This is a genomic window from Tenacibaculum sp. 190130A14a, assembly GCF_964048965.1.
Taxonomy (GTDB): domain Bacteria; phylum Bacteroidota; class Bacteroidia; order Flavobacteriales; family Flavobacteriaceae; genus Polaribacter; species Polaribacter polynesiense.
Window position 1 is genome coordinate 3605453 of sequence record NZ_OZ040189.1, and the last position, 25006, is coordinate 3630458.

At 29.7% G+C, this 25006-nt stretch carries 28 protein-coding genes and 1 tRNA gene; 18 read left to right on the forward strand and 11 right to left on the reverse strand.

Annotation, left to right across the window (positions count from 1 at the left end; all coding sequences use genetic code 11):
• Nucleotides 1–10: 10 nt before the first annotated feature.
• From ABNT22_RS16840 to ABNT22_RS16855, 4 genes are all read left to right on the forward strand, one after another.
• Nucleotides 11–268: a hypothetical protein gene (locus ABNT22_RS16840; protein ID WP_348713917.1), complete on the forward strand. Its 258-nt coding sequence runs from the start codon at nt 11–13 to the stop codon at nt 266–268.
• A 557-nt stretch (nt 269–825) separates the two neighbouring features.
• Nucleotides 826–2691 (forward strand): hypothetical protein, encoded by a 1866-nt coding sequence (locus ABNT22_RS16845; RefSeq protein WP_348713915.1) that lies wholly within the window; start codon nt 826–828, stop codon nt 2689–2691.
• A gap of 318 nt (nt 2692–3009) precedes the next feature.
• Complete coding sequence (locus ABNT22_RS16850; RefSeq protein WP_348713913.1) at nt 3010–3354, forward strand: hypothetical protein; 345 nt, start codon at nt 3010–3012, stop codon at nt 3352–3354.
• Nucleotides 3355–3476: 122 nt separating this feature from the next.
• Nucleotides 3477–4127: a recombinase family protein gene (locus tag ABNT22_RS16855; protein ID WP_348713911.1), complete on the forward strand. Its 651-nt coding sequence runs from the start codon at nt 3477–3479 to the stop codon at nt 4125–4127.
• Nucleotides 4128–4179: 52 nt separating this feature from the next.
• On the opposite strand, the gene ABNT22_RS16860 is transcribed toward ABNT22_RS16855, so the two are convergent.
• On the reverse strand, nt 4180–4356 hold the full coding sequence (locus ABNT22_RS16860; protein ID WP_348713909.1) for a hypothetical protein: 177 nt from the start codon (nt 4354–4356) through the stop codon (nt 4180–4182).
• A 243-nt stretch (nt 4357–4599) separates the two neighbouring features.
• On the opposite strand from ABNT22_RS16860, the gene ABNT22_RS16865 reads away from it, so the two are divergent.
• The 5 genes from ABNT22_RS16865 (at nt 4600) to ABNT22_RS16885 (ending at nt 8077) form a co-directional block, all read left to right on the forward strand.
• Nucleotides 4600–4881, forward strand: a complete 282-nt coding sequence (locus ABNT22_RS16865) for a hypothetical protein (RefSeq protein ID WP_348713907.1) — start codon at nt 4600–4602, stop codon at nt 4879–4881.
• Nucleotides 4856–5857, forward strand: a complete 1002-nt coding sequence (locus tag ABNT22_RS16870; RefSeq protein ID WP_348713905.1) for a radical SAM protein — start codon at nt 4856–4858, stop codon at nt 5855–5857. Before ABNT22_RS16865 ends, ABNT22_RS16870 begins: the two co-directional genes overlap by 26 nt.
• Before the next feature lie 1008 nt (nt 5858–6865).
• A complete protein-coding gene (locus ABNT22_RS16875; protein ID WP_348727170.1) occupies nt 6866–7033 on the forward strand; it encodes a hypothetical protein in 168 nt (55 codons plus the stop codon).
• Nucleotides 7034–7060: 27 nt separating this feature from the next.
• A complete protein-coding gene (locus tag ABNT22_RS16880; RefSeq protein WP_348714252.1) occupies nt 7061–7540 on the forward strand; it encodes a hypothetical protein in 480 nt (159 codons plus the stop codon).
• Between the two features lie 234 nt (nt 7541–7774).
• Nucleotides 7775–8077 (forward strand): hypothetical protein, encoded by a 303-nt coding sequence (locus ABNT22_RS16885; RefSeq protein ID WP_348714251.1) that lies wholly within the window; start codon nt 7775–7777, stop codon nt 8075–8077.
• A 144-nt stretch (nt 8078–8221) separates the two neighbouring features.
• Here ABNT22_RS16885 and ABNT22_RS16890 read toward each other — a convergent pair whose 3' ends face one another.
• The 4 genes from ABNT22_RS16890 to ABNT22_RS16905 form a co-directional block, all read right to left on the reverse strand.
• Entirely contained in the window at nt 8222–8626 is a 405-nt protein-coding gene (locus ABNT22_RS16890) for a lipocalin family protein (RefSeq protein ID WP_348714250.1), read from the reverse strand.
• A 9-nt stretch (nt 8627–8635) separates the two neighbouring features.
• The gene (locus ABNT22_RS16895; RefSeq protein ID WP_348714249.1) at nt 8636–9301 is read right to left on the reverse strand and encodes a hypothetical protein; all 666 of its coding nucleotides are present in this window, start codon (nt 9299–9301) and stop codon (nt 8636–8638) included.
• 54 nt (nt 9302–9355) lie between these two features.
• On the reverse strand, nt 9356–9793 hold the full coding sequence (locus ABNT22_RS16900; RefSeq protein ID WP_348714248.1) for a hypothetical protein: 438 nt from the start codon (nt 9791–9793) through the stop codon (nt 9356–9358).
• 481 nt (nt 9794–10274) lie between these two features.
• On the reverse strand, nt 10275–10784 hold the full coding sequence (locus tag ABNT22_RS16905) for a hypothetical protein (RefSeq protein WP_348714247.1): 510 nt from the start codon (nt 10782–10784) through the stop codon (nt 10275–10277).
• 344 nt (nt 10785–11128) lie between these two features.
• Here ABNT22_RS16905 and ABNT22_RS16910 point away from each other — a divergent pair, with 344 nt between their 5' ends.
• The 7 genes from ABNT22_RS16910 to ABNT22_RS16940 all read left to right on the forward strand — a co-directional run bounded on the left by ABNT22_RS16910 (nt 11129) and on the right by ABNT22_RS16940 (nt 18010).
• Nucleotides 11129–11899, forward strand: coding sequence for an AraC family transcriptional regulator (locus ABNT22_RS16910; RefSeq protein WP_348714246.1), 771 nt, complete (start codon nt 11129–11131; stop codon nt 11897–11899).
• Nucleotides 11900–11918: 19 nt separating this feature from the next.
• Nucleotides 11919–13217, forward strand: a complete 1299-nt coding sequence (locus ABNT22_RS16915) for a ferric reductase-like transmembrane domain-containing protein (protein ID WP_348714245.1) — start codon at nt 11919–11921, stop codon at nt 13215–13217.
• 10 nt (nt 13218–13227) lie between these two features.
• Nucleotides 13228–13962: a hypothetical protein gene (locus ABNT22_RS16920; RefSeq protein ID WP_348714244.1), complete on the forward strand. Its 735-nt coding sequence runs from the start codon at nt 13228–13230 to the stop codon at nt 13960–13962.
• An 8-nt stretch (nt 13963–13970) separates the two neighbouring features.
• Nucleotides 13971–14714, forward strand: coding sequence for a hypothetical protein (locus ABNT22_RS16925; RefSeq protein ID WP_348714243.1), 744 nt, complete (start codon nt 13971–13973; stop codon nt 14712–14714).
• Nucleotides 14715–14810: 96 nt separating this feature from the next.
• Entirely contained in the window at nt 14811–15332 is a 522-nt protein-coding gene (locus ABNT22_RS16930; protein ID WP_348714242.1) for a hypothetical protein, read from the forward strand.
• Nucleotides 15333–16258: 926 nt separating this feature from the next.
• Entirely contained in the window at nt 16259–17452 is a 1194-nt protein-coding gene (locus tag ABNT22_RS16935) for an XRE family transcriptional regulator (protein ID WP_348714241.1), read from the forward strand.
• 9 nt (nt 17453–17461) lie between these two features.
• Complete coding sequence (locus tag ABNT22_RS16940) at nt 17462–18010, forward strand: hypothetical protein (RefSeq protein WP_348714240.1); 549 nt, start codon at nt 17462–17464, stop codon at nt 18008–18010.
• Between the two features lie 399 nt (nt 18011–18409).
• On the opposite strand, the gene ABNT22_RS16945 is transcribed toward ABNT22_RS16940, so the two are convergent.
• The 6 genes from ABNT22_RS16945 to ABNT22_RS16970 all read right to left on the reverse strand — a co-directional run bounded on the left by ABNT22_RS16945 (nt 18410) and on the right by ABNT22_RS16970 (nt 23000).
• Nucleotides 18410–19282, reverse strand: a complete 873-nt coding sequence (locus ABNT22_RS16945; RefSeq protein ID WP_348714239.1) for an Abi family protein — start codon at nt 19280–19282, stop codon at nt 18410–18412.
• A gap of 96 nt (nt 19283–19378) precedes the next feature.
• On the reverse strand, nt 19379–20140 hold the full coding sequence (locus tag ABNT22_RS16950) for an Abi-alpha family protein (protein ID WP_348714238.1): 762 nt from the start codon (nt 20138–20140) through the stop codon (nt 19379–19381).
• 182 nt (nt 20141–20322) lie between these two features.
• Complete coding sequence (locus ABNT22_RS16955; protein WP_348714237.1) at nt 20323–20835, reverse strand: hypothetical protein; 513 nt, start codon at nt 20833–20835, stop codon at nt 20323–20325.
• Between the two features lie 108 nt (nt 20836–20943).
• On the reverse strand, nt 20944–22242 hold the full coding sequence (locus tag ABNT22_RS16960) for a tyrosine-type recombinase/integrase (protein WP_348714236.1): 1299 nt from the start codon (nt 22240–22242) through the stop codon (nt 20944–20946).
• Nucleotides 22243–22296: 54 nt separating this feature from the next.
• Nucleotides 22297–22381, reverse strand: a tRNA-Leu gene (locus tag ABNT22_RS16965).
• Nucleotides 22382–22496: 115 nt separating this feature from the next.
• Nucleotides 22497–23000: a hypothetical protein gene (locus tag ABNT22_RS16970; RefSeq protein WP_348714235.1), complete on the reverse strand. Its 504-nt coding sequence runs from the start codon at nt 22998–23000 to the stop codon at nt 22497–22499.
• 151 nt (nt 23001–23151) lie between these two features.
• On the opposite strand from ABNT22_RS16970, the gene ABNT22_RS16975 reads away from it, so the two are divergent.
• Both ABNT22_RS16975 and ABNT22_RS16980 read left to right on the forward strand, forming a co-directional pair.
• Entirely contained in the window at nt 23152–24540 is a 1389-nt protein-coding gene (locus ABNT22_RS16975) for a dipeptidase (RefSeq protein WP_348714234.1), read from the forward strand.
• Between the two features lie 72 nt (nt 24541–24612).
• Nucleotides 24613–24858, forward strand: a complete 246-nt coding sequence (locus ABNT22_RS16980; protein WP_348714233.1) for a hypothetical protein — start codon at nt 24613–24615, stop codon at nt 24856–24858.
• Nucleotides 24859–25006 lie beyond the last annotated feature (148 nt).

Consider the following 25006-nt stretch of genomic DNA (forward strand, 5'->3'; position numbering starts at 1 on the left):
ATAAAGAATCATGTTACCACAAAATAACTTTCATAGTGCTATGCAGGTATTCAGCAACTTAAATGAGGCTGAAAGAAAACTGTTTTTATCTGTGGTAGCTCCAAATTCAACTGCTAAAACTCCAACAAGAAAAACTCGTAAAACAGTTCAACTTCCAGAATACTATTCAGAGGAGGCCATTTATCAAAGAATGATTGCAAGTTGGAACGAAAAAGTTAGAAAACGTAACGCTAGAAGAAATTTAAAAGAGTCGAATAAAAAAATATAAAGAAACCAAAGGGATAGATGATATCCTCATAACAACCCGCATAACTTCATGATGAAGGTAACATAAATTCGACAATTATTCTTGCGGGTTGTTTCTTTAAAAGTTCATCAAAATATGGCAGAAAATAAAGATTGGGGGACTTTGGCCCAGCACACAACTGGGCCTTTCAATCGTTAAATCTATTACATTAATTGAAAAGAAATTCTTTATTTCTGCCTTCTTACAAAAAGCAAACATAAGTAGTAGTTGTAGTTGAGTTTTAAGTCAATGTTTGGTTAGTTGACAATCAATTTCCCAAGTTGGGTTGATTGATAAAGCACCGTTTAATTAAACGGTGCTTTTAATATTAAAATTTTAAAAAGAATGAATACTAAAGTCGAATTTATGGATAAAATACCATCACAAAAGGTTGAAAAACCAGATTTAATAAATGAAATAATAGTAATTGATCATGAAGAGTTTAACCAGGATAATTAACAAAAAAAGCGGCAAGAATTGAGACCTCGCACCGCTTTTACCAAAGGATCAGATGATAAAATAATTTTAACACCGTACCTATGAACAAATATAGTAATTACGACGTAAACTTTGCGCAAAATTCTACACAAAATTTATCTAATATTGGTTTTTATAATCAGAGAGTTAGAGAATATTTAGCCAACAATGCTTTAGATAGAATCACCCAGTATGCAGTAAACCTTTTTAAGGATAACGCTCAAAGAAATAAACTAACCGATAAGCAATATAACAACGCAGTTGAAGAATTTAACCAAAGAAACGGTTTTATACTACTTAAAAAAGGCTCTGAGCACCAAACTTCCAGTAAATACTATAGTTACATCAACTATCCCTACCTAGATAGATTAGCTGTAAAATTCACAATGGACAAATACCGTCAGTTTGTAAATAATTACAACAAACAGGCAGATAATCAGAACAAGGAAATACGAGACTACAACAACACACAGGTTAAAAATCATTTAGCATTAACCAAAGCGCAAAGAAAACGCAAAACAAGTTTTGAATCCTCTTACAACCATCTTTTTGTTCTTGAATACAATCTTTTGGTTGAAAAACAAAACCAAACTGAAGCCATAGTTCCAAAAAGAAGAATCCAGAAAATCAAATTCCAAAGCGAAATAATATTTCAGGTTTTAGTTGGCTTTTATGTGTCTCAGTTGAGATCACGTAATGCGTATTTAAGAGAAATGAACAAACCCACAAGCGTTTTAAAAAACTCTCTTCCTCCTCCTAAGATAGATCACAGGAAATTAGCTACACATAAAATCGAAGATATACCTAGACTGGACATTTGTAAAAAAACCGCACAAAACCACGTAAAAAGGTTAAGGGAAGCACAAATCCTTATTAACTATAAAAGAATCAACCAAAACAAGCCTATTCAAGTCAATTTTAACCCTCAAATTTTAGAAATTTTGGATGGGAACCCACCAAAATCTAAAACCCCTGAAAATAAAGCACTTCCTACATCAATTGAGAAAAGTTTGCACGATAATAGTGAACCTACTAGAGCCTTTTTAAAAGAAAAAGAAATAAAAGACTGTGCAAATAGCAACAGTCTTAAGAAATGCGGTTCGATTTTGGAAGAAAACGTGATTAGAGGTGCATGTCCTGCGGACAGCTACAAGAACACCAAAGGGATGAATAAAAAAAATAAACCACAGGGCGCCGTATTTTTTCAAAAAACTTCTACCCCTCCTAATACTTACGCCATCCTAACCAAAAATTTCCTTGAAAGAAAAATGGACGAACGAGATCTCGCGGATAAGTTAGCTAATGGAGATTTTGACAATTACCAAGGTTTAAAGTATCACTATTTGCAACAAGTTGCACAATATGCACACGTAAATTTAGAAGACTTTAAAAAGATCATTATACAGGATTTCTTAAAATCATCTGCTAAAATTTGGAAGAACCATGAACAGGTTTATTACGGGAATTGGAAAAAAACAATCAACCTTTTATATGTTCAATTCTTCGAAAGGCTCAATAACAAAGAAACCATAATCAACAAACTCAAAGAATACCGCTGGAAAATAAACTGGGCAAGACAATGGTTCAACAAAAAGAAGGAAGTAAAAGCTCTTTTCCCTTACGCATATTTTGATAGTACAAGAACTCAATCAAATGAAATTGGCTTTTACGGTTTACATAAGATTTGGAAGAAAAATCAAGAATACAAAAAGAAAAATCAAGCTAAAAAAAACAACTTAGTTCAAAGATCAAACGCACGAAAGCGCAGATTATCAGCACAAGAAAAACTAAACAAGGTAATTAGAAGGTTCTATTCAGGTAAAATAAACCACAAGCAACTGTACAATTATGTACAAGACAACCTACCAAATGAATACTTAAAAATGCTACCGAGCATAATATTTAATAACACTGAAAACTTAGCTTAAAAATGGCAATACAGAAACAATGTTCTTGCAGCATTAAGAATAAAATATTTTGCTCAAAATGCTCAAAGGTAAAAATGGTAATACTGTTAAAAAACGAGTTCAAAACTCATAAATACCAGAGTACAAAGGGTAATAATAGGGCAAATCCCGTTTGGTACAATCATCTTAGCAAAAACCGTAAACCTTTTAATGTTTTGGTAAATGCAATGTATAGAAGGTTTAAAGAATCTCAATACTATGGAATGGCAAACTGTGTGAATTTTTACAGCACTGATACTGGTCAACTAATAACCCAAGTTAAACTATAAAAACTACAAAATGAACGTAACCTTGAAATTGAAACCCACAGAAGTATTTTCTATTCAGGAAATTTTAAAAGGAGCTTTTGAATCTCCTGTAAACTTCTACTCCCTAAACTCAGAAGAAAAATTAAGGCATTCTATTGGAACATCATTGTATGATACTTTCACTAGAAAAACAATGAACCTTAAAAGCAAAATGGATCTTATTACTAGCTCTAAGTCAACACAATTAACTCTAAAACACCACGAAGCATGGGCATTAAAATCCTTTTTAAGAAATCATATATCACTTTTAGAAACAGATTTAGAAATACTTGGAGTACAAAAAGCTATTGGTTTCTTAGATCAAAACACATTATAAAAAGCAAATACTTACAAAGTTTGTGAAACTCTTTTTGGATCACCTGACGCATTAAACGAACATAGATACAAGAGAGTAAAACAAATATCAAAAAAACACCAACATTAATTAATTCAAGAACAATGAAATTCGGATATGCAAGAGTAAGTACTCCGTCACAAAATTTAGAAATGCAAATAGACGCATTAGAAGTGTTTGGAGTCAATTCAAAAAATATTCATACTGATATTGCTTCAGGAGCTAAAGAAGACCGTAAGGGATTAGAAGAAATGTTAATGAAACTTAGAGAAGGTGATACAGTAATAGTATGGAAGTCATGTAGATTGGCTAGAAATGTTAAACATATGCTTTCAATGATGGAGATATTCGAATCAAACAAAATTGAATTTAAAAGCATTCAAGAGCCATTTTTAGATACTAAATCTCCCCATGGAAAATTTATCTTCAATGTTTTTACTTCTCTTAATCAAATGGACAGGGAAATAAATAGAGAACGTGTAATGTCAGGTTTGGCTTCAGCTCGTAAAAGAGGTATCAAGGGAGGAAGACCTAAAGGTATCTCGCAAAAACTAAAAGATGTAGCTCCAGGAGTAGTTAGTATGTGGAAAGATGATAACAAATCTATTAAGACTATTCAAAACACCTTTGGAATATCTCAAGGTTCTGTTTATAAATGTCTTGAACATGAAGGAATTGACGTTAAGAGATCAGATCACAAAAATAAAGGAAACCAAAACGCCAAAGGAAAAAGAAAAATCAAGATAAAACGATAATAAAAGTAGTATAACACCTCATTAAAAGAGAGGTGTTATATATACTTGAATACTAAATTTTTTCAAACACAACGGTAACTGAAAAAACTAGAATTGGATTAGTTTTTCCGTCAGTATAACAATCAGTACTTACTTGGATTGGTTTAACACCACCATGTGCTTTTGCAAATTGATTAGCCATATTACTAGCGTCACCAAAACTAATATTAGAAATAAAATTTTGAATCATCTTTTTAGTCTTTTTAAAATTAAATGCAAATGTATGATGTTAGAAAATTTTAATTAACTAATAAACCGTAATTAAAGTAAGGTAAAACCGTAGGTAATCGGAACTACTGAAACATCCGATAAGTTCATTGACATAATTGTAGTAAATAATAATTTTACTAAATTAGCATGGAAGATAACGATATATTTTATGAGTATATAAACAAGTTAGGCACAATTAAGTAACAATTAAAATTTATATAAAATGAGTAAAATTCAGATTACACCCGAAAAAGTTGATTTTGGAACAGACCAAGTATCAATAAAAGATTCTTCTCTATTGACAAAATTAGTTGTAAATCAGAGTGAAACTGTAGAATTCATTAAAAGTGAAATTCCTCAATTCTCTTTAGATGATATTACAATTGATGATATTGGGATAATAACAATAAAAAATCCAGAGTTTTCTAACGCATTAAAAGAAAAGTTTGAAAATTTCAACCCATTAGCAGCTGTTAAAAATGGAGTTTGTGGAGCAGGTTGTTAATGAAAAAGATAAGTCTGGAATTATTCAAGACGCTTTTGACAATTCTAGACTTAATCTAATTATTTTTCCCACCGAACAATGTAATTTCAGATGTACATATTGCTATGAAGATTTTAAAATTGGCAATATGAAAAGTGAGTTAATTGAAAGTATAAAAAAACTAGTTCTAAAGAGAGCACCACAGCTAAAATCGTTGGAATATAGTTGGTTTGGAGGTGAACCTTTGTTGGCTTTTAAATCTATAATAGAGATATTGGAATTCACAAATTCTTTAACTGAAAAATATCCTAATTTTTCAAGCATTTCAAATATAACTACAAATGCCTACTCACTAAGTATTAACAGATTCATAAAGCTTGTTTCAAATAATGTCAAGGTTTTTCAAATATCATTAGATGGTGACTCAACAATACACGACAAAACCAGACTATTAAAAAACGGGAATGGTACCTTCGAAAAAATTTGGAATAACTTAAAGAAAATAAAAGAAACAACTTTAGACTTTGAAATTATACTTAGAATTCACTTTCACCCCAGAAATGCTGAAAAAATGGAAAGTTTAGTATCAAAGTTAAACTCTGATTTTAATGATGAAAGATTTAAATTTTACTTTAAAGCAATAGAAGATTTGGGCGGAGAAAATTCAAAAAATGTTGTAAGAATGTCTCCGATTGAAAAAAATAATATAAAGAAGAGTCTAGAGAGCTTGGTAATAAATCAAAATCAAATTTTCAATCTTAAGAATTCTTATGTCTGTTATGCTTCCAAGCCTAATTCCTTAGCTATTCGAGGAGATGGAACACTAGCTAAGTGCACAGTTGCTCTAGATAAAGAAGAGAATAAATTAGGAAAACTAAATCTTGACGGTACACTTGATATTGATACGAACAAATTAAAATACTGGATGTCAGGATTTGAAAAGTGGGAAATAAACAAACTAGCTTGTCCTCACAAAGCAAATGAAAAAAGTGCCTAACAATGTATAGAAAAAATAGGTGAAACAGTGGTAAAATCAAAGGTTTTAGCTCATATCTAACTTTGTCCTTCACTGAAAGTTCTGTGCTTCAAAATTGCCTAATTTTCATATACTCACCGTTAAATATTATTTACTACAAACACCTTAGTTAAGGTGTTTTTTTATGTCCAAAATTTTAGAAACAAATTTTAAAATAATTGTAGGAATTATGAAATTATTAGGAATAGCAGCAATCATTTACGTTGTATTCAAAATTGTAAGATGGTTAATTGATGAATATTAATTTAATTGTAGTAAAAGAGAAAAGGAACCGATTAAAGTTCCTTTATCAGCCAGATAGCTAATCCCCTTACTAGCTAAATGACTATGCTAAATTATAAAAACCACAGTTGATTTTGAGAACCGTTAGTCGAAAAACAAGTAAGGAGAAGCCTTTTTTCAATTTGAATAAAAAAATATAAACAATAGTCTTATGATAATAAAAGAAGAAAGAATTGAATTAAAGAATAAAAAGTACAGACAAATATTAAATTCATCTGTACCAATACCTTAATGTGCAACCCCTTAATAGCACATATAGGAAAAAATTTGCTAGCTACTCAAATATACGTAAATAATTGAAATTTAATGTTTTACAAAAAAAAGGCAAGAAAAAAGAATTTCAAGCCTTTCTATTCATAAATAAATCTGTGGGAGATCCTTTTATAGAATAGTGTAAAGGTAAAGATAATTATTGAGAAAAAAAGCTCCTAATGGAGCTCCTAAATTAACAAGGAAGTTAATTTAAATGTATTGATAAATATGTTATAGCGTCCCCCCGGACTTTCTAATACATAGCTTATATATAATACAAATTCAAATATAAAAAAAAAACCACCGAGGTGGGCGCTTTTTAGGGAAAATGATTAAAAAAGAACATTATAATCATTCTCTCAAAAAGGAGAATAAAAGTAAGTAAAATATTCATAGTGAAATCACTGAATTTAAATAGTTAAAAACCTGTAGAATATGAAACATTATATACAAGGATTCTTAATAGGGTTAAAACCAATACTCTCAATATTGTTAGTTGTTAATTACTACTACTTGTTAGAGTGGTTAGAAGTTGATTTTTATTCAATTTTTCCTATTGGATTGATTGGGGTGTGCTTTTTAGGGTATCAATTAGAGAAATAAAAGACGATTTTTTTAACTTTAGTATAAATGTACAAATTCCTTATCACAATACTTTATGTTATTGGTTATCCTGATTTAGCTTTTCTACTCCAAACAAATAAATATTCAAATAAGAGAATGAAAAATGATAATGCAACCATAAAATTTAAACAGCAGCCATTTAGCTCAATGCTTTGTGGTCAAACCTGCCTTTCAATGATTACAGGAGAAAGTATAGAAGATATCAGTAAGGAATTAGGTAAAGATTGGGAGACGGATATTTACGAACACATTATGCCGTTTTTATCCAAAAGAAACTATAATGTAAGAGCCATAAAAGTCTTTGATATTACGTTTGAAGAAGTTCCGAATGAAAGTATTATTCTATTTAGATACCCTAACGGAAATGGTCATTTTGTTATTAAACACAATGATAGATACTTTGATCCAGCAATAGGTATTGTTAATCAATATTTGGCAAATAGAAAAATAACCAATTACCTAACATTTGAAAAGAAAGAAGCATAAAAAAACCACTCAAACTGAGTGGTAAAATTGCTATGAAAAAGAAAAATGTATAACCGACCTCCTCGATTATATAGTAACTAAATTAAGAATAATAATTGTTTTGAACAATAGTGATTTAATAAAAATCCGCAACAAAATTGCAACAAGGGAATTAAGTTGTTGCACGAGTTCACACAAACCCTAAACTTTAATTAACAGCGAGTTACAGGTATTTATTTAACCCTTGCAACAAAAATGCAACAGAAAACCAACAATGTTGCAACAAAATTGCAACAGAAATTAACAGCAATGAAACAACAATTTGAGGAACAAAAGAAATTGAAAATCGAAGAATTAAGAAATAACCCTATTGGGACTAAAAAGGACTTATCCAATAAATATTGGAAGCTACCTACTTCATTTTTAAGAGAAACTATCAATAAAATTATTTCTGAAGCTCGGAATATAGAACTTATTGAAGCTAAAAAAGTAAAATCAATTACTCCCAAAGAATACTATATGTTTGTTAAGGAAATCGAAGGTATTGAATTAATATAAACATTTCTATCTGTTCTAATCGTAAAAGGAGTGCAAATTGCACTCCTTTAGACTATATAACTTTGGTTCTTCATCCCCTAACCTGAATTACCAGTCTAAATTGACGTTATATATACTCTAACCTTACAAACTATTTCTAGAAAATTAATCTTTTTTAGTAAATACACTTATAAGTTTAAAATCATCTATGGTTCTGTTTATTATAAGCCTATTTCCGTCCATAGTTGAACTAATAGCTATCCTCATTTCTCCATCATTAAATTTTAGAGAATATCTATTTACAGACTCAGTATTCCATGTTCCATTTTTATCACCTGAAGACTGACAAGATCCTCTATTTAAATCAAATGTTTCCGAAACAAAACTTCCATTTGGTTTGAAATTAATAGTCGATTTTTTTTGACAAGTAGTAGTTACACTTTTATCATTCAAAATGAACTCTACAAGATGCCATTCTCCAATTATATCTTCTTTTATAGTAATAGTGTTATTTGAACTTGAACAGGAAACCAAAATCAGTGTAGTTAAAACTAAAATTATTTTTTTCATATAAATAGATTATTTAATTAAGTTAAATGTTTTTTTATCCTTATCATAAATAAAATTTAACTCAATCTTACTTTTCTTTTTTGTAATCTCATTTAAAGATTCTCCACTAAAGACAGCATCAGTAAAAGAATCGTTATTAATATCTTTGAAGGTTAATTGTAATTCCTTTGGAACAAAAGTTTCTTCTAAATTTCCTCTTCCAATTGTTTGAATACTCCAATTATCAGTGTTTAAAAAATCCTTAATCAAATTATCTTCCATACCATAAAAATGATGTATTCCGTTGCCTTTAAATGTAACTTCCGTAATTACAAGAAAAGGATTCTCGTTCTCAAAAATTTTCTCAAAACTATAAGTGTTACCTAATAACTTGATAAGTACATCATTATTTTTATTTGTAACAACATAAGTTTTTCCTGTATAATTAATATTGGATTCTGTAGAAGTTCGTGTTTCTATAAAGTTTACTTTTTCTGATGTACCATAGATGCTAATAGGAATTGAAAAATTAATTCTAGCATTAACATAGTCATCTCCATAAACCTTTTGAAGTAATTTAATCTCTTCTTTTTTTGTTTCTTCCAACCCTTTTTGTTCTTTAGTCGTAGCTGGCCCCGCACAACCAAAAGTTGCAAACATTAAAAATATATTACTTAATAAAATAACTCTTTTCATAATTTAAAATTTTATTTGGATATTCAACTTTAAGACTACAGCAAACTCCTAAATCTAACTTCGATATTCTTTTTTCTTCCTAAAAACCATGTTAATTCTATATTTTGTGTCGCTTGCAAAAACATCATCATTTTTTCCTGCTTCAAAACCAGAAGTGTCTCCACTAACATTAAATGCATCTATATACTCATAACCTAATTTAGACATTGAATTAAGTAAGTCTGTTTGATTTCTAACACGTAACTTATCTCCATCCTGCAAAATTTCTTCAAGGTTTTCTAATTCTTTTTTGTAGGGAGATCTTTTATATTCAATAATGATATCAATCCCTCCTAAAAGCTTTGTGTTCTCTGAAGTTATAACTATATACTCAGGAAGACTATTGATATTTGAAGAAGCACTACGTGTAACTTCTAATTCTTGTGAAAATGCACTAGAAGAGCTTAAAACAATGACTAACCCTACTAAAAAAAATGTTTTTAACTGTTTCATAATTTTTAAATAAAAAATACTTCAATAAGTACCTATTAAGGCCTTACTGAAGTATACGTTTATAATATTCGTAATAATTTAAAATTACTTATCCAATTTCTTCTCCAGTGATGATAAGTAATTACATTAAGCTGTTAGTCGAATAAAACTAAATATTATTACAAAAAAAGAAATATTTATAATGCTTCTAATTAATATAATGCGTTATAGATTTTTTTATGTTTCCTTGTTATTAAAATTGTTGCAAACCTGTTGCGAGTTTGTTGCAAATATGTTTCGCTATTACTCTAACCCCTTATAAATAAGGGTTACACTTCTATACATCCGGCCTTTAGACTGTTGCAAAATTGTTGCTGCATTGTAGATTTACTGGTAAACTTTCTTTGAAGACTTATATTTAACCTAATCAAAATTTTGGTTTAATCACTAATTTACCTGATATATACTTAAATTGATTAAACGTGAGTAAAAGCAATAAGTTTCACAGGGTATAAGCGCTACATTTTTCTTTAATGTTTTCAAGAGCAATGAGAATTTTTTTTAAATCAAGAGTTTCGTTTCGAAATGTCAATACCCCTTCAACTTGATTATATGCTCTTTGATAAAATTTTGGAATTCCCCATTTTTCAGGTTTAAAAGGGGTAAAAGCGAGATCAATAAAACTAACACTTGATTGATCTTCGAATAAAGCTTCGATCCGTTCGTCATAGTGTTCAAAATGATTTCGAAGATTTCTATTAGCTATAATATTATTTTCATTTATACATAATAATTCTCGTAACTTCTTACCTCGTTCTTTGCTTTTTTTTGATATAGGCCATAGTATTTTAGAAACATTTCCTGTTGCCACAAGAATAGATTGAATTGAACACCATGCTTCTATATGATCGAAATTTCCAGGATCAATAGGTAGGCGGGTTGCTGCTTGTTGAGCAATTTTTATCTGAAAAATTATTTCACTTAAATAAACTGTATAGATAAATTCTTTCATGGAAACTTATAAAATTATTAATTCGTTTAAAATTAATTAAATTAACATCGTTTATCAATAGTTTTCTCTGTTGCTAAATTGTTGCAGTATTGTTGATTTGCTGTTGCAACTGTTGCACTTTTGTTGATTTTCTGCTGCAAATATGTTTAGGTATTACTCTAACCCCTTATAAAATAAGGACTACACTTCTATATATTCCAACTTTTAGACTGTTGCAACAATTTAGCAACAGAGAAAGCTATAATAGTAAGAAGAAAAGTAATTTACTTACTTATTTTTAGTAAACGACCATTTTATACAATTTATATTTTATAGTTTATTTTAGGTTTGTCAAAATTTATATAGTGAGAGAATCTAACAACAATCATCAATACTCTGAACTATATCCTTCCAAAGGATTAGAAGATTTCATATCACTTTATTTTGAAGCAAAAAACCTTTCTGATAAACCTAAAAAAGTCACTATTTGTCCTGATGGGTACTTCAAACTTATAATTCAAGTAAAAGAAAACAAAATAACATCTTATTTCCTAACTGGTATTTGGGTAAAAGAAATTGAAATTGTTATACCCGCTAAAGTAACTACTTACGGTGTAAAGTTTAAAATAATAGCCTCTGAAGCTATCCTAAAAAGAGAAATAAAATCTATACTAAACTCAGTAGAACAACTAAATTTTAGCAAATTTGACATTAATAATTTAAACATTAATTCTTTTAAAAGTATTACTAAACAGTTAGAAGATAAATTTTATAAAGAACTCAATTCTGAAAACGAAATTCAAGGAAATAGATTAAGGTTAAGCCAATTTCTATATAGTAATCATAAAGATATTCAAGCCAATGAAGTTGCTAATCAGATTTATTGGTCACATAGACAAATAAATAGATATTTAAATAAATATATAGGAGTAACATTAAAAAAGTATTTGAATATCCAAAAATGTTACCGTTCATATTTACATATAAGAGAAGGTGATTTTTTCCCTGAAAAAGGGTTCTTTGATCAAGCCCATTTTATAAGAGAGGTAAAAAAACATACAGGACAAACACCTACTTCACTATTTAAAGATAAAAACGACCATTTTATACAATTGAAGAATATTGATAAGCTATAAGTTTGAAAAAAACTTAAACATGCGAATCTTAAAACAAGAAATTTATTTTCCTATCATTGTAGGAATACACCTTATTTTTTGGTGTATAGATCTTTATTTTTTTAGCGGAAACTTTACTGAAGTTGATTCAGACACTATGTTTTTTGGCAGGTTACAAAATGTATCTTGGCAAAACCCTCATAGAATTATTGGAGAAATTTTCTCTTCATGGGTAGTAACTGTTTTTGCTTTCAATTTTTTAATGGCAACTAGGGCTAAATGGGTAGAAAATCTATTCGGAGGTCTAGATAAAATGTATTTAATTCATAGACGCTCTGGTGTTATAGCTGTTGTATTGTTACTAGCTCATTTTATAGTAGTTCCTAGAGCAATTGATTTCAATCTAGGAAAACCTTTAGGCTTCTATGCATTAGTTTTAATTCTTATAGGTGTTATTGTATCGACTGCACCTTTTTTCAAAAGAAAGATACCATACCATAAATGGATAAACTTTCATAAACTTATGGGTGTTTTCTATGTTTTAGGTGTTATACATGGTTTCATGGTAGATAGCTTAATAAAACAATTACCAATTACACGAATCTATGTTTTTACAATAGCTATTATTGGTGTGATAGCTTGGATTTATAGAGCTTTCTTATTTAATTTATTCAATAAGAAATTAAATTATAGTGTAAAACAAGTAAAAGACCTTGGTAATAACATTACAGAATTAGAACTATTTCCTGAAAACAAATCTCTTAATTTTAAAGCTGGCCAATTTGCCTTTTTCACGTTCCCTAGTATTAGTAAAAGGGAACAGCACCCTTTTACAATCAGCAGTCACCCTCATCAAGACAACTTAAAAATTACTGTTAAAGGGTTAGGAGATTACACAGACGATTTTGCTGAGAAAATAAAAGTTAAAGATAATGTCTTTGTTGAAGGCCCATACGGCAAATTTTCTTCAGCTTATTCAAAGGAAAAGGAACAAATATGGATCGCCGGTGGAATAGGTATCACTCCTTTTTTAGCTCTTAAAAATGATTACTATACAAATAAGGTAATGCTATACTGGTGTGTAAATAAAGAAAGTGAAGCTGTTTATAAAGAAGAGCTAGAAACCATAGCTGTTTCTGATCCTCTTTTTGAATTTGTTTTATGGAATTCAGAAAAAAGAGGACACATTACTGTAGATGATTTAAGTATAAGAGAGCCAGAAAAGAAGGCATATCTTATTTGTGGACCAAAAGCATTAAAAGAAAGTATTACTAAGCAATTAAAACAAGAAGGAGTTAAGCAAAGTAATATTTATGATGAAGAATTTACATTCAGATAAACAATAAAAAATGGATAAAAATAATAATCCTGTAATTAAAGCAGTCGTTTCAATCAGACATTTAGCTTTAGGCTTGTCAACTAATTGGTCAAATATGAAATCAATTGGTAACAATTTCGAAAAAGAGATGAATATAGTTTCGTCTATCGTAGAAGAATTTACTGATGCGAAAACTAAAAATCAGTGGGAAAGTGAGAAAAACAAATATCAATATAACTTAAGCGAATTAAAACGAATTTTATCCAACACTATTAATAAAATTAAAGATAAAAATTCAGAAAACTTATCCAGTGACTGGAACTCCTATCAAGGCTTTTCTAATGACATGACCCTTACTCTATCCAATATGCAAACTATTGGAGAAAACATTGCATCAGAAGACATAAAACACAAATGGACACAACATTGGAGCTTGTTAAATGAAGCTCACAAGCAATTAAAAAATGAAGCTGAGGCATGTTGTTTACAATTAAGAATGATTGAAGAATACAGTCCTGAAGAGGTAAGTAACTTAACAGATACAATTTTAAAACACATTCCCGTAAAGTACTCTATAGAAGAAGCTGAAAAATATTCTAAAGAATATATGGAAGCCTATGAAGCTATAAAAAATGAAGCATCTCAAAAGAAAAATCTTTGGGATAAATTTTTAGATATTCTTGCTGGAGGAGTAGAACAAACACCTGCACAAAGAGTAATGATGCGACGATGGGTTAATGGAGAAAAAGGAGACAATTCACTTTAAATATAAAAATGAGGAAAACAATTTTAATAGCAATAACAATAATTAGCATTATTGGCTGTGCAGAAAAAAAGAAAAAAGAAACAATTAAAAGCGAAAATCATAAAGAAGAACTTAATAATTTTAATGTTACACAGAATTATGCTGTAATTTTTAAGTGGACTACAAAAGACGAAAAGTTTGTAGAAGATAATACAGTACAGCAAGCCGATCAACTTCTAAAAATGTGGAAGGAAAATATTGTAGAAAATGTATATTACGATAGTAGTTCAAAGGTTGATAAATTTTCTTATTTCCCAAACATTACATTCTTTTTAAAAGCTCAAAATAAAAAAGAAGCTGAATCTATTTTAGATAATTTAACCTTTATTAAAAAGAATATAGCTAGCTATACTATTTATCCTGTAGGAAATCTTTGGTTAAAGCGAAATATTGATGCAATAAATAAAAAAGGAATTACAAAATCTTATATCTCAGTATGGACCACAAAATCAAAACCAAGTGATGATGTTATAACGGCTCAAAATGATTCATTAATGAAATTATGGAAACAAGGAACAATTGAAAACGCGTATTTCGATATTGAAGGAACACAAGTTGAGAATAATAAAACTGACTTTGTCTTATTTGTAAATTCAAATACAAAAGAAGAAGCGAAGTCACTATTAAACAATTTGCCTTTTATCAAAAATAATATTGCTTCTTATAAACTACATCAAGTAGGAGTTTTTTGGATGGGGATATATAATAACTAGTACTAAATACAATTATACTATACTGCAACTAAACATATACTTCTTTTTATTGCACTATGAATAAAAAGAATTCTAAAATATTATAAATCATATAAAATGAACAAAACAAATTTATTATTACTAAGTGGAATCAGCATGCTCTTAGGTGGGTTGTCAATTCTATTCTCTCATAATATAGGTATTACAACATCTAAAATCGCAACACCAATATTATTTATAATCAGTGGTCTTATGGCAATGCAATTTGCTAATGCAAACAAAACACACTCCATAGCAAAAACTTATCATTTATTACAAGGTATAGGTATGATTGCCTTCGCTATAGCTATTATTTTTCTACCAACATCTTTAGAATCATTTTTAACAATTGTCACTTTTTTCACAATGGTGTACGGTATACTAGAAATAATTTTTTCTTTTTCAGTGTTAAATACAAGTCACAAATTAAAAATGAACATGTTAATTGTTCGAATTATATCTGGTGCTTTTAACTTAATTGGAGGTTTTATTCTATTTATGGCACTTTTAAATAATGTTAAAACAGGGCTAACAGTAGCTGGAGTATTAATAGTATCAGCAGGTTTATCTTATACTATTTTCTCTTCAAAAATAAAATAACTTAATTCAGCTTTCTAAAACTAAAATCAAGAAAATACTTGATTAATACTTTTTGTAGAGATAATAAAATAAGTTAATTGTTTTAATCTAAAAAGGAGTTTATCAAAGTAGCCCATGGGGCAATAAAATGGATAAACTTCTTTTAATTAGAATTTATGAATTCAATAAAATTTGTTTTTAAACCTGAAAATATAGCTTATAAGTTTAAGGTGTTTTTAACGTCAATTTAAACTGGTAATTCAGGTTAGGGGATGAAGAACCAAAGTTATATAGTCTAAAGGAATGCAACAATAGATATGTCCTGGGGGACTATCAATATTTAAAGGAGCTTTTATAGTTCCTTTTTTTACCTACACTTAAATAGTGACATAAACCACTTCACTTTCTCCATCTAATTCTTCAGAGAAAAACTCTTTGTATTTCTTTGGGGTTACCTTTTATAACCCTTCTTCCCAAACCATATATTCACCAACACCGTAGCGGCCTTGGTTATGCATTACAAAACTATAAACTGTGATTAATGCATCTGGTAAATGGGTCCAACCTTGATCACCTTTAAAATTTCCTGTTTTTGTTATCTGTTGCAGATGAGTAATAAAACCGCAACAGTTGTTGCAACAGTCTAAAAGTTGGAATATAGAGAAGTGAAGCCCTTGTTTTATAAGGGATTATAGAATTAGCGAAACATGTCTGCAACAAACTCGCAGCAGAAAATCAACAATGTTGCAACAAATTTGCAACAAAAATGCAACAGCCGCAACAGAGAAAACTATAGTTTTATCAATTAAGAAAGCAATTAACATTACAAGAGTTTTTTTCAAAGTCAGGAAAATTTGATTTCCCTTAACAAAAAAGAGGGTAATTACCCTCTTTTTTAGTTTTCGTTCCGTATTTTGCTTATATTTGCAGGGTAAATTCTTGTTTTTATGAATTATTCTGATATAGATAACTTGCTTAAAACCATCTTTTCTGAAGATAAATCTATTGATATAAAGGAAATGTTTGAAGAAAAGTTAGATGAACTTAAAGTTAGTAAAACTAAAGTTTTAAAGCTTCTTAAAATAGATAAAGATGTTTTTGAGCAGATAATTACTGGTACAGCAAAACAGCCGAATCTAATACATGTAATCAAAATAGCCGAGTTTTTAGATGTTCCAATTGATAAATTCATAGAAGTTGTTATAAAGAATCAAAGTACGGATAACATAAAATCCATAGAAAGTGCTAGAAATGCAACCTTTCTTCTTAATAAATTTGATGTAAAAACCTTGACTAAATTTGGCTTTTTTAATTCAAAAGATGATACAAGTGAATTAATAAAGAGGATTTTATCATTTTTTGGGTTTGATAGTATAAGGGAGTTTGAGCAACAATTAGATACTCCATTATATAGTTCAACTAAGAGGAACTTCTCAGATAAAATGAAAGACTTTTGGATCAAATCTGCATACCAAACGTTTAAGGTTATAGATAACCCGAATGATTATGACAGGAATAGATTAAAAGAAATAATTGTGAAAATAAAGCCATATTCACAGGATGTTAAAAATGGATTGTTTACAGTTTGTAAGGCTCTGTACAATGTCGGTGTAACGGTAGTTTTTCAAAACTATTTATCAACTACCCAAGTTAGGGGAGCGACTTTTATTGTAAATGAAAAACCTTGTCTTGTATTAACTGATTTTAATAAGAGTTATCCTAGTATTTGGTTTACGTTATTGCATGAGCTTCATCATGTGTTGTTTGATTTTGAATTAATCAAAAGTAATAGCTTCCATTTAACTGGAGATCCAGATCTTTTTTTGATCGAGGAAAAAGCAAATTCGTTTGCTAGGGATTTTTTCTTACCGGAGGAAAAGTTCCATTTTATAAAAAGACATATAAAGAACCCTTATTTAGTATCTAAGTTTGCTGATGAGAATGAAATACATGTGTCTATAGTTTATTCTTTTTTTATATGGTACCAAGATAATTTGTATAATAAAAAGTATTATGGAGCTTTTAAAAATTATTACCCAGATTATAAGGCGTCATTAAATAAACTTAGCCCATTATCGTGGGATAGTGAAACCATAAAAGAAGCAGGTAAAAGAATAAAAGAAATATTGGAAATTAATTAAAATTAATATATGTCAGACAAAAAGAAAGTAGCAAAAGAACAAAAGATCTCTGAATTTGAGTTAGAGAGACTTGAACTTTTACAAAAAGCAAGTGAAAAAGTAGGAAAGCAATTAACTATAAATCCAGAATTAGGAAATCTTGAGGAAATAGATGAACTAAGAGATTTAGTTGGAAATGATTTTGAGAACCCTGAAGAAAAGTATAATGTTTATTATAAGGGAATTCGAAAATTATTAATGGATTATTTACCTAAAGGTAAAGATTATAAGGAAATACGAGATATTATTTATGATGAGAAAAATATATTTTTAACCTTAGGTAAGCGTAAGTCCGATAATAACGGTTTGAGAGGAGCAGATGGAAGAATGACCTTTCAACCTGTAATGAATGAAATCTTAGATATAATTATAAAATGGGTGGCGGAATCTCAAAACGCATTTGATTTATATAGAGCATTTTATGAGTTAAATGAAAGATATGGTTATGGTCATGAGGAGTATGATGAATCAACTTTAAAAGTAGCTAAAGCAATGATGAAGTTAAGTGATAAAAATTAGAGAAAACCGGGTTGAATTTCTCCGTTTTTTTAATATTAACCTAATTGTACTTTTGGTTTTATAGATTATTCTTTGAATTAAGATGAGAATTTACCAAAATTTAATTTTTATTAATGACAGCAAAATGTTTTAAGAAATAATCTATAAACTAAAGAGTGAATTAGGTTTTAATCAGAGAAATCAAACTAATTGTTCTTATTCTATAGTTTTCATTATTCTGTTTTGTTGAAAAAAAGACAATCATAGTTTTTGACTTTACGTGCCTTTCAATATACAGAATGTTAAATTAAGAGAAAAAAAAAACCTAAAGCACAATGTTTAGGTCATGAATAATTTTTTTAAGTGCAACACTAAAGCGTAATGAATAGCTAGGCACTTTCTGATGCAAATATACGAGATTTACAATTGATAACCAATTTTTTCTTTAATTATTGATTCAATAAGCGGGTTATTTTCATATTCTTTGAACAATTTATTTATTTCAGAGTTCATATCATTATTTCTATCCGTAGAAATGTTTTTTAAAATATAGGATATTGTTTTTATTCCAGCATCTAATGATTGATTATTATTGTCGTTAAATTTAGTCCTTGGAATTTTATATATACCCTTAGGAAGATTCAAATCAAATAATACACCTGCATGAGCACAGATATTTCGAATAAACTTTATAGTGTGAATAAAATTTATAAATGTTTTAAGGTTGTTTAAACCGTAAAGTTTTGAAATTTCTTTTTTAAGTTCCTCATTCTTTAACGAATTAAAAACAGTGACAATCCCTCCAAATGACAAAAACTCAAAAGCTTTCCAGGTTGGCGCATATTTATCGTTTCTGTATTTTAAATGATGAAGTTTTATTTGCTTATTCTCCTCTTTAAATCTATCTGTGTATAGTTTTGAATCTAATCTTTCTATAAACCACTCAGTCATTATTTTTGGATTAGTATACCAAACAGGATCTTCTTTATATTCATTAGAAACATAATAAATAACCTTAGTTCTAAAATTAACTTCTATACGCTTTAAATATTTCAATAAAATATTTCTTAAATCTACGTCTAAGTAATAAAGATTTATAACATTAGAGAACAACATATTATCACCAAAATTATGGTCCTCATCAATTTCAAAAGGAAACCAATAAAATCCGAGTCTATAGTAGCCAATATCTAGTAATATTTCTTCAGCTTTTTCCTCTCCGCAATCGAAAATCATTCCCCTTTCTTTTAAAGTTAAAATTTGTTCTTCTATAGTTGTTGCTTTTTTAGACATTTTGAATAGAAAAGTTATAATATATTAATGAATGCCAACCGTATATGTATGGCGTGTATCTCAAAGGGTATGGACTATACACTTTGTTAGCATCGGTTATTTTTTGATCTTGCACATTTGAACAAATTCGAGCCCCAAATTTGTAATTCGAATTGTTTCGCTATCATAAACTTCAATGTCAATATCAAGCGACGTGTCATCAGGGTCAGTATCAGATTTTTCAGCATTATACACCTCAACTTCAGGTTCCCATTTTACAACTCCTAAAGCAACTAAGTTTGAGATCATTAATTCTAAATCTGTACGTTCGATTTTGTTCCCTTTTGAAATCTCTTTTAGTGAGAATGAAAACCAACGTAATGGATAATCTTCTAATTCTCTTTCGGGTTTAAATAATTGGTCCCTTTTGGCCTTCTCATACCTTGCTTGACGCTTTTTAATGAACAAATCATGTAGAAAATCAAGAAGTATAGCCTCCTCATTTGAAAGTTTACTAATTATCTCAATACAATTTTGTTTTAGCAAAGTTTTTCCTTCAATAAGCACAACATTCGTTATCAATTTCGACCACTTTTCCTGAAGGTCTGGGTTTTCCTCCAAGGAACTGAATTGAACTAGAGGCGCAAGCACCTTTAAATCAATTTGCTTAGGTTGTAATCCACTTTTTTCTACATATTGTTGGGCTTTAGTTAATATCTTCACTTGGTTTTTGAATCTTCTAAGTCGAAAATTATCTGCAAATGTTTCAGATATTTCTGTGATAGAGGGGCCCAAAACTGCTTTAATAGCTTGTTCTCCTTTGTCTAATAATTGTTTAGGTAAATTCAATTCTTTTGCGGTTTCGCTTAATTCTCCCATATCAAATTTTTATTGGTGCTAACTCCTTATATACTGACTTGTATTAACATTTAACCTGCTCAGTCAAATGATAAAAGGAAATTTTATTTAATTTATCAAAAATTTAGTTAGATGAAGCAATTTATAATAAATGAAATTAACCTCATTAAGGAAACCCATAAAAAGGGTAAGAAAAAACATACTTAATCAAATTTTCCAAATTCACGCATATCTAATTCTTTGTGAATTTTAGTATGACATTTACTACATACTGACAACAGATCTTCTAAAGTTTCATTGAACAAGTTATCATATGTTAAATGATGAACATGTTCAGCTTTGGAAACTTTGCATTCTTGACACATATTTTCGTCTCTTTCTAACACATCTTTTCTTATTCTCCTCCATTTAGTTGATTTTAAATACCTAACATATTCTGCATACTTCGATGTTTCGTAATTATTTCTCTCAATACTTTCTCTAAGTAAACTATATTCTTGTAACCTTTCTTCTCTCCAAAAAGTAAATTTATTATGATTAAATTCAGATCGGATTTGAGACATGAATTGCTTATGACTTAGAGGTTTCGTTTTAAATGCTCCTCCACAATGCAAACATTGATAAAACAATCTCTTAATGTTATTGTCATAATATTCAATCGTGACAATCTTATATGGAGATCTACAACAATCTTCAATTTTAGTATTAACCATCATTTTACATTCACAACAAGACAAAACATTATGATAAATTCCCTCATTGATAATTTCCCAGCGCGAATTCTTGCATCTGTAACATTCTAGACTAAACATATAACAAATGATTTATACTAATTCATAATCATATTTATCAGACCAATCTTCAGGTAACTGCCCTCCTATTTCTCGCAAATATTTTCTTGTCACTTGCTGATCTTTATGACGCATTATATCCTGAATTTTCAAAACTGCTTGGTATTCACTTAAACCTTCCTTAATGAATTGATAATATAAGCTTAGAGCAGCTGTATGCCTGAATGAGTAAATTCCATAATCTGATGATAAACCAAAATGATCCTTAATTTTTTTGAACCTTCTGATAAAAAAATCTTCTCTTGACTTTACTTTTTTCGTTTCCCAATAACCAACAGAATTATCTTTTCCGAAAACAAACATTGTTGGTGCATATTTTTTCAAATCTTTATTTTTAAAAAATACTTGCAAAGGTTTTACAATTCTAATATATGCGCGAGCTTCAGTTTTGGTTTCTATATCAATGACGTTATCATCTAAATTAACATTTCTTACTTCCAAACGAACTATTTCAATTGGTCTTAAAAAAGAGTACCACATAACTTTAATGAACTGATATAAATATGGTTCATTAGCTTTAGTATAATTTAAGATATCAATTAATTGTTTGTTTGTAAATGGTTTATTCTTTTTAGACTTACTTTTAAGTAAAGGGATCTTTTGAACTATATTTTCATTCACAATTTCTTTTTCTACCAACTCAGTAAACATTGAAGACAAAAACCTTCTATGATTATTTCTAGTAGTATTTGAATTAGATCCGCTATTTTTTAAAACATGATCCAAATAAAAAGAAATATGCTTTTTTGATAAATCTTGTACAGGTAAATTGTGCAAACTTCTTTTCTTTAACCAAACTGAAAAAGATTCTAAATAACTTTTGTTAACGTCTTTTGTTGATTCCTTCCAAGAATTTTTTTTCTGTTCATAAGCTAATTCAACTGCTTCTACAATGTTGAAGTTACTTTTATTAACATTTTTCTTTTCTTTTGCCAAAAGTTGCTTCTCAACAAAGGGGTTATATCCTTCTTGTAAAAGTCGTGTTAACACCTTTTTTACATTTTGAGCTGCAGCTTCTCTTAGTGCAATTGTTTTCAATTTATTGATTCCTTGACGTTCTGCGAATTTTGTCATCACTCCAGTTTCTGGATGACGGAAGTAATAATAAACGCACCAATAACCTTCCAAGGAAACTACTTTCTTCCCGTTTACATCTTTTTTATGTCTATATATTTTAGGTGGTGTATACAATTTTTTCAAAAAAGTAAATGTAAAATTATTTCCTGAATTTCTATGTACAAACCTATGTACAGAAGTGTTTTTTCGACTCATAAAAAAAAGCTTTAAGAGTATTTTAAATCTCTCAAAGCCTTATTTTACTTAACTTGGTACGGGTGAAGGGAGTCGAACCCCCACGCCTCACGGCACTAGATCCTAAGTCTAGCGTGTCTACCAATTCCACCACACCCGCGTGTTTTTGAATTGTGCCTGCAAATATACACAAACTATTCAAATTTCATAGGTAAAAACAGTAAAAGAGTCAAAAAAAATCAACCCCTTTACTATCTCACTCATTCTCAACTAAATCAATCTATTCTTTCAAACACAATCCCCTTTCCATTCCCATCAATTCCGTTGGTGAAAACCATTCTATCTTCACTTAAAAATTTACACGAAGTAATAATTGCCCAAGAAGTGGTAATCTTGTTTAAAGCAGCATAAGCACCTCTTCCAAAATCTAAATACAAAACACGATCTTCCGGATAGTAACTGTAAATAGCACCCGCCAATTCATTAGTAACATCCGTATAATTTGCATAACAACTGTTAGCACCTAAATCAATTTGCGCCTCTTTTTCATCGGTAAAAAAAGTATATACATCATCTTTTACACAATCGGTCATCTCTTCATCTAATATTTCAGCTTTGTAATTAGTATAAAAATGAGTGATTCTCCATTTTTTAGAGCTATTTGCATGTAAGAGCTCTAGTTGCGAGGCATCAATACCTTCTTTTTTAGCAAAGTCTTCAGAATCTGAACAAGCCATTAACGAAGTAAGCAATACGAACAGTACAGTAATTTTTTTCATAGTTTTTATGTTTTTAATTAGACGATTGTTTTGATTTCAAACACTGTACCAAAAAATTTAACAAGCTCAGTTATCCACTTATTCATTGAAAGCAAAATATATGTCTAAAAAAAAAATTAAATTCGCATAACATTCATTTTACATATACATAATGGAAACCATTCAATCATATATAGAAAAAAACAAACAACGTTTTATCAACGAATTGGTCGATTTATTAAAAATCCCATCAATTAGTGCAGATCCAGCCTACAATCAAGATGTATTAAATACAGCAGATGCCATCAAAGAAAGCTTAGAAAAAGCTGGATGTGATAAAGTAGAAATTTGCGAAACACCAGGATACCCAATTGTATACGGTGAAAAAATTATAGATCCGAATTTACCAACGGTTTTGGTATACGGACATTACGATGTACAACCAGCAGATCCTATTGAATTATGGACCTCACCTCCTTTTGAACCTGTAATTAAGAAAACAGACATTCACCCAGAAGGAGCAATTTTTGCCCGTGGTGCTTGTGATGATAAAGGACAAATGTACATGCACGTAAAAGCTTTAGAATACATGACCCAAACCGGGAACTTACCATGTAACGTAAAGTTTATGATTGAAGGAGAAGAAGAAGTAGGATCAGAAAGTTTGGCTTGGTTTGTACCTAGAAACAAAGAAAAGTTAGCCAATGACGTGATTTTAATTTCAGATACTGGAATGATTGCCAACGATATTCCTTCAATTACCACAGGTTTACGCGGATTAAGTTATGTAGAGGTAGAAGTAACAGGACCCAACAGAGACTTACACTCTGGGTTATACGGAGGAGCTGTTGCCAATCCAATTAACGTCTTAAATAAAATGATTGCTTCCTTACACGATGAGAACAATCATATTACCATTCCAGGATTTTACGATAAGGTAGAGGAATTATCTCGTGAAGAACGTGATGAAATGGCCAAGGCACCTTTTTCTTTAGAAGCTTATAAAAATGCTTTAGATATTGACGATGTATATGGAGAAGCAGGATATACAACCAACGAACGAAATTCTATTCGTCCTACCTTAGATGTTAACGGAATTTGGGGAGGATACATTGGTGAAGGAGCAAAAACCGTAATTGCATCAAAAGCCTATGCAAAAATCTCAATGCGTTTAGTACCTAACCAAGATTGGGAAGAAATTACCGAGTTATTTAAAACTCATTTTGAAAACATTGCACCAAAATCGGTAAAAGTAAAAGTAACACCTCATCATGGAGGGCAAGGATATGTAACTCCAATTGACAACATTGGATACCAAGCAGCAAGCAAGGCTTACCAAGAAACCTTTGGCGTTACACCAATACCACAAAGAAGTGGAGGAAGTATTCCTATTGTAGCTTTATTTGAACAAGAATTAAAAAGCAAAACAATTTTAATGGGATTCGGGTTAAACTCTGATGCAATTCACTCACCAAACGAACATTTTGGAGTTTGGAATTACTTAAAAGGAATTGAAACCATCCCGTATTTCTATCAATACTTTACAGAATTATCTAAGTAAATATTGGGACCTAAAGAAATACATATTCTTAGCAGACAATATATTTTATCAACTTATCCCAATGAGATGCGAATGTCTCATTGGGTTAAGAATTTACAACTCAAAAGAGCTAAAGACAATCACATTCTTCTAGACCTCTTCAATTCATCTTGGCACTTAGACACCTTCCAAGAAAAAGAAAACAAACTCATTCTTACCGTTCAAAGATACCCAGATCGCTCTATAGATCATATTTTTGAACTTGACTTTGATTTAAATGAAGTCCAGTATAGAAACACTGAGCGTCCTCTTGAAAAAATTCAATCATTGTTTTACTAATTACTCAACACTAGCAACTAACAAAAACCTACACAAAACACTACAAATATATAGTTGCGAATATTGAAGTAATAACATTCGAAACTCAAAACTAAAAAGATCGTCATTGCGAGTAAAACGCAAGCACTCCGTCTATCTATAACTTAAA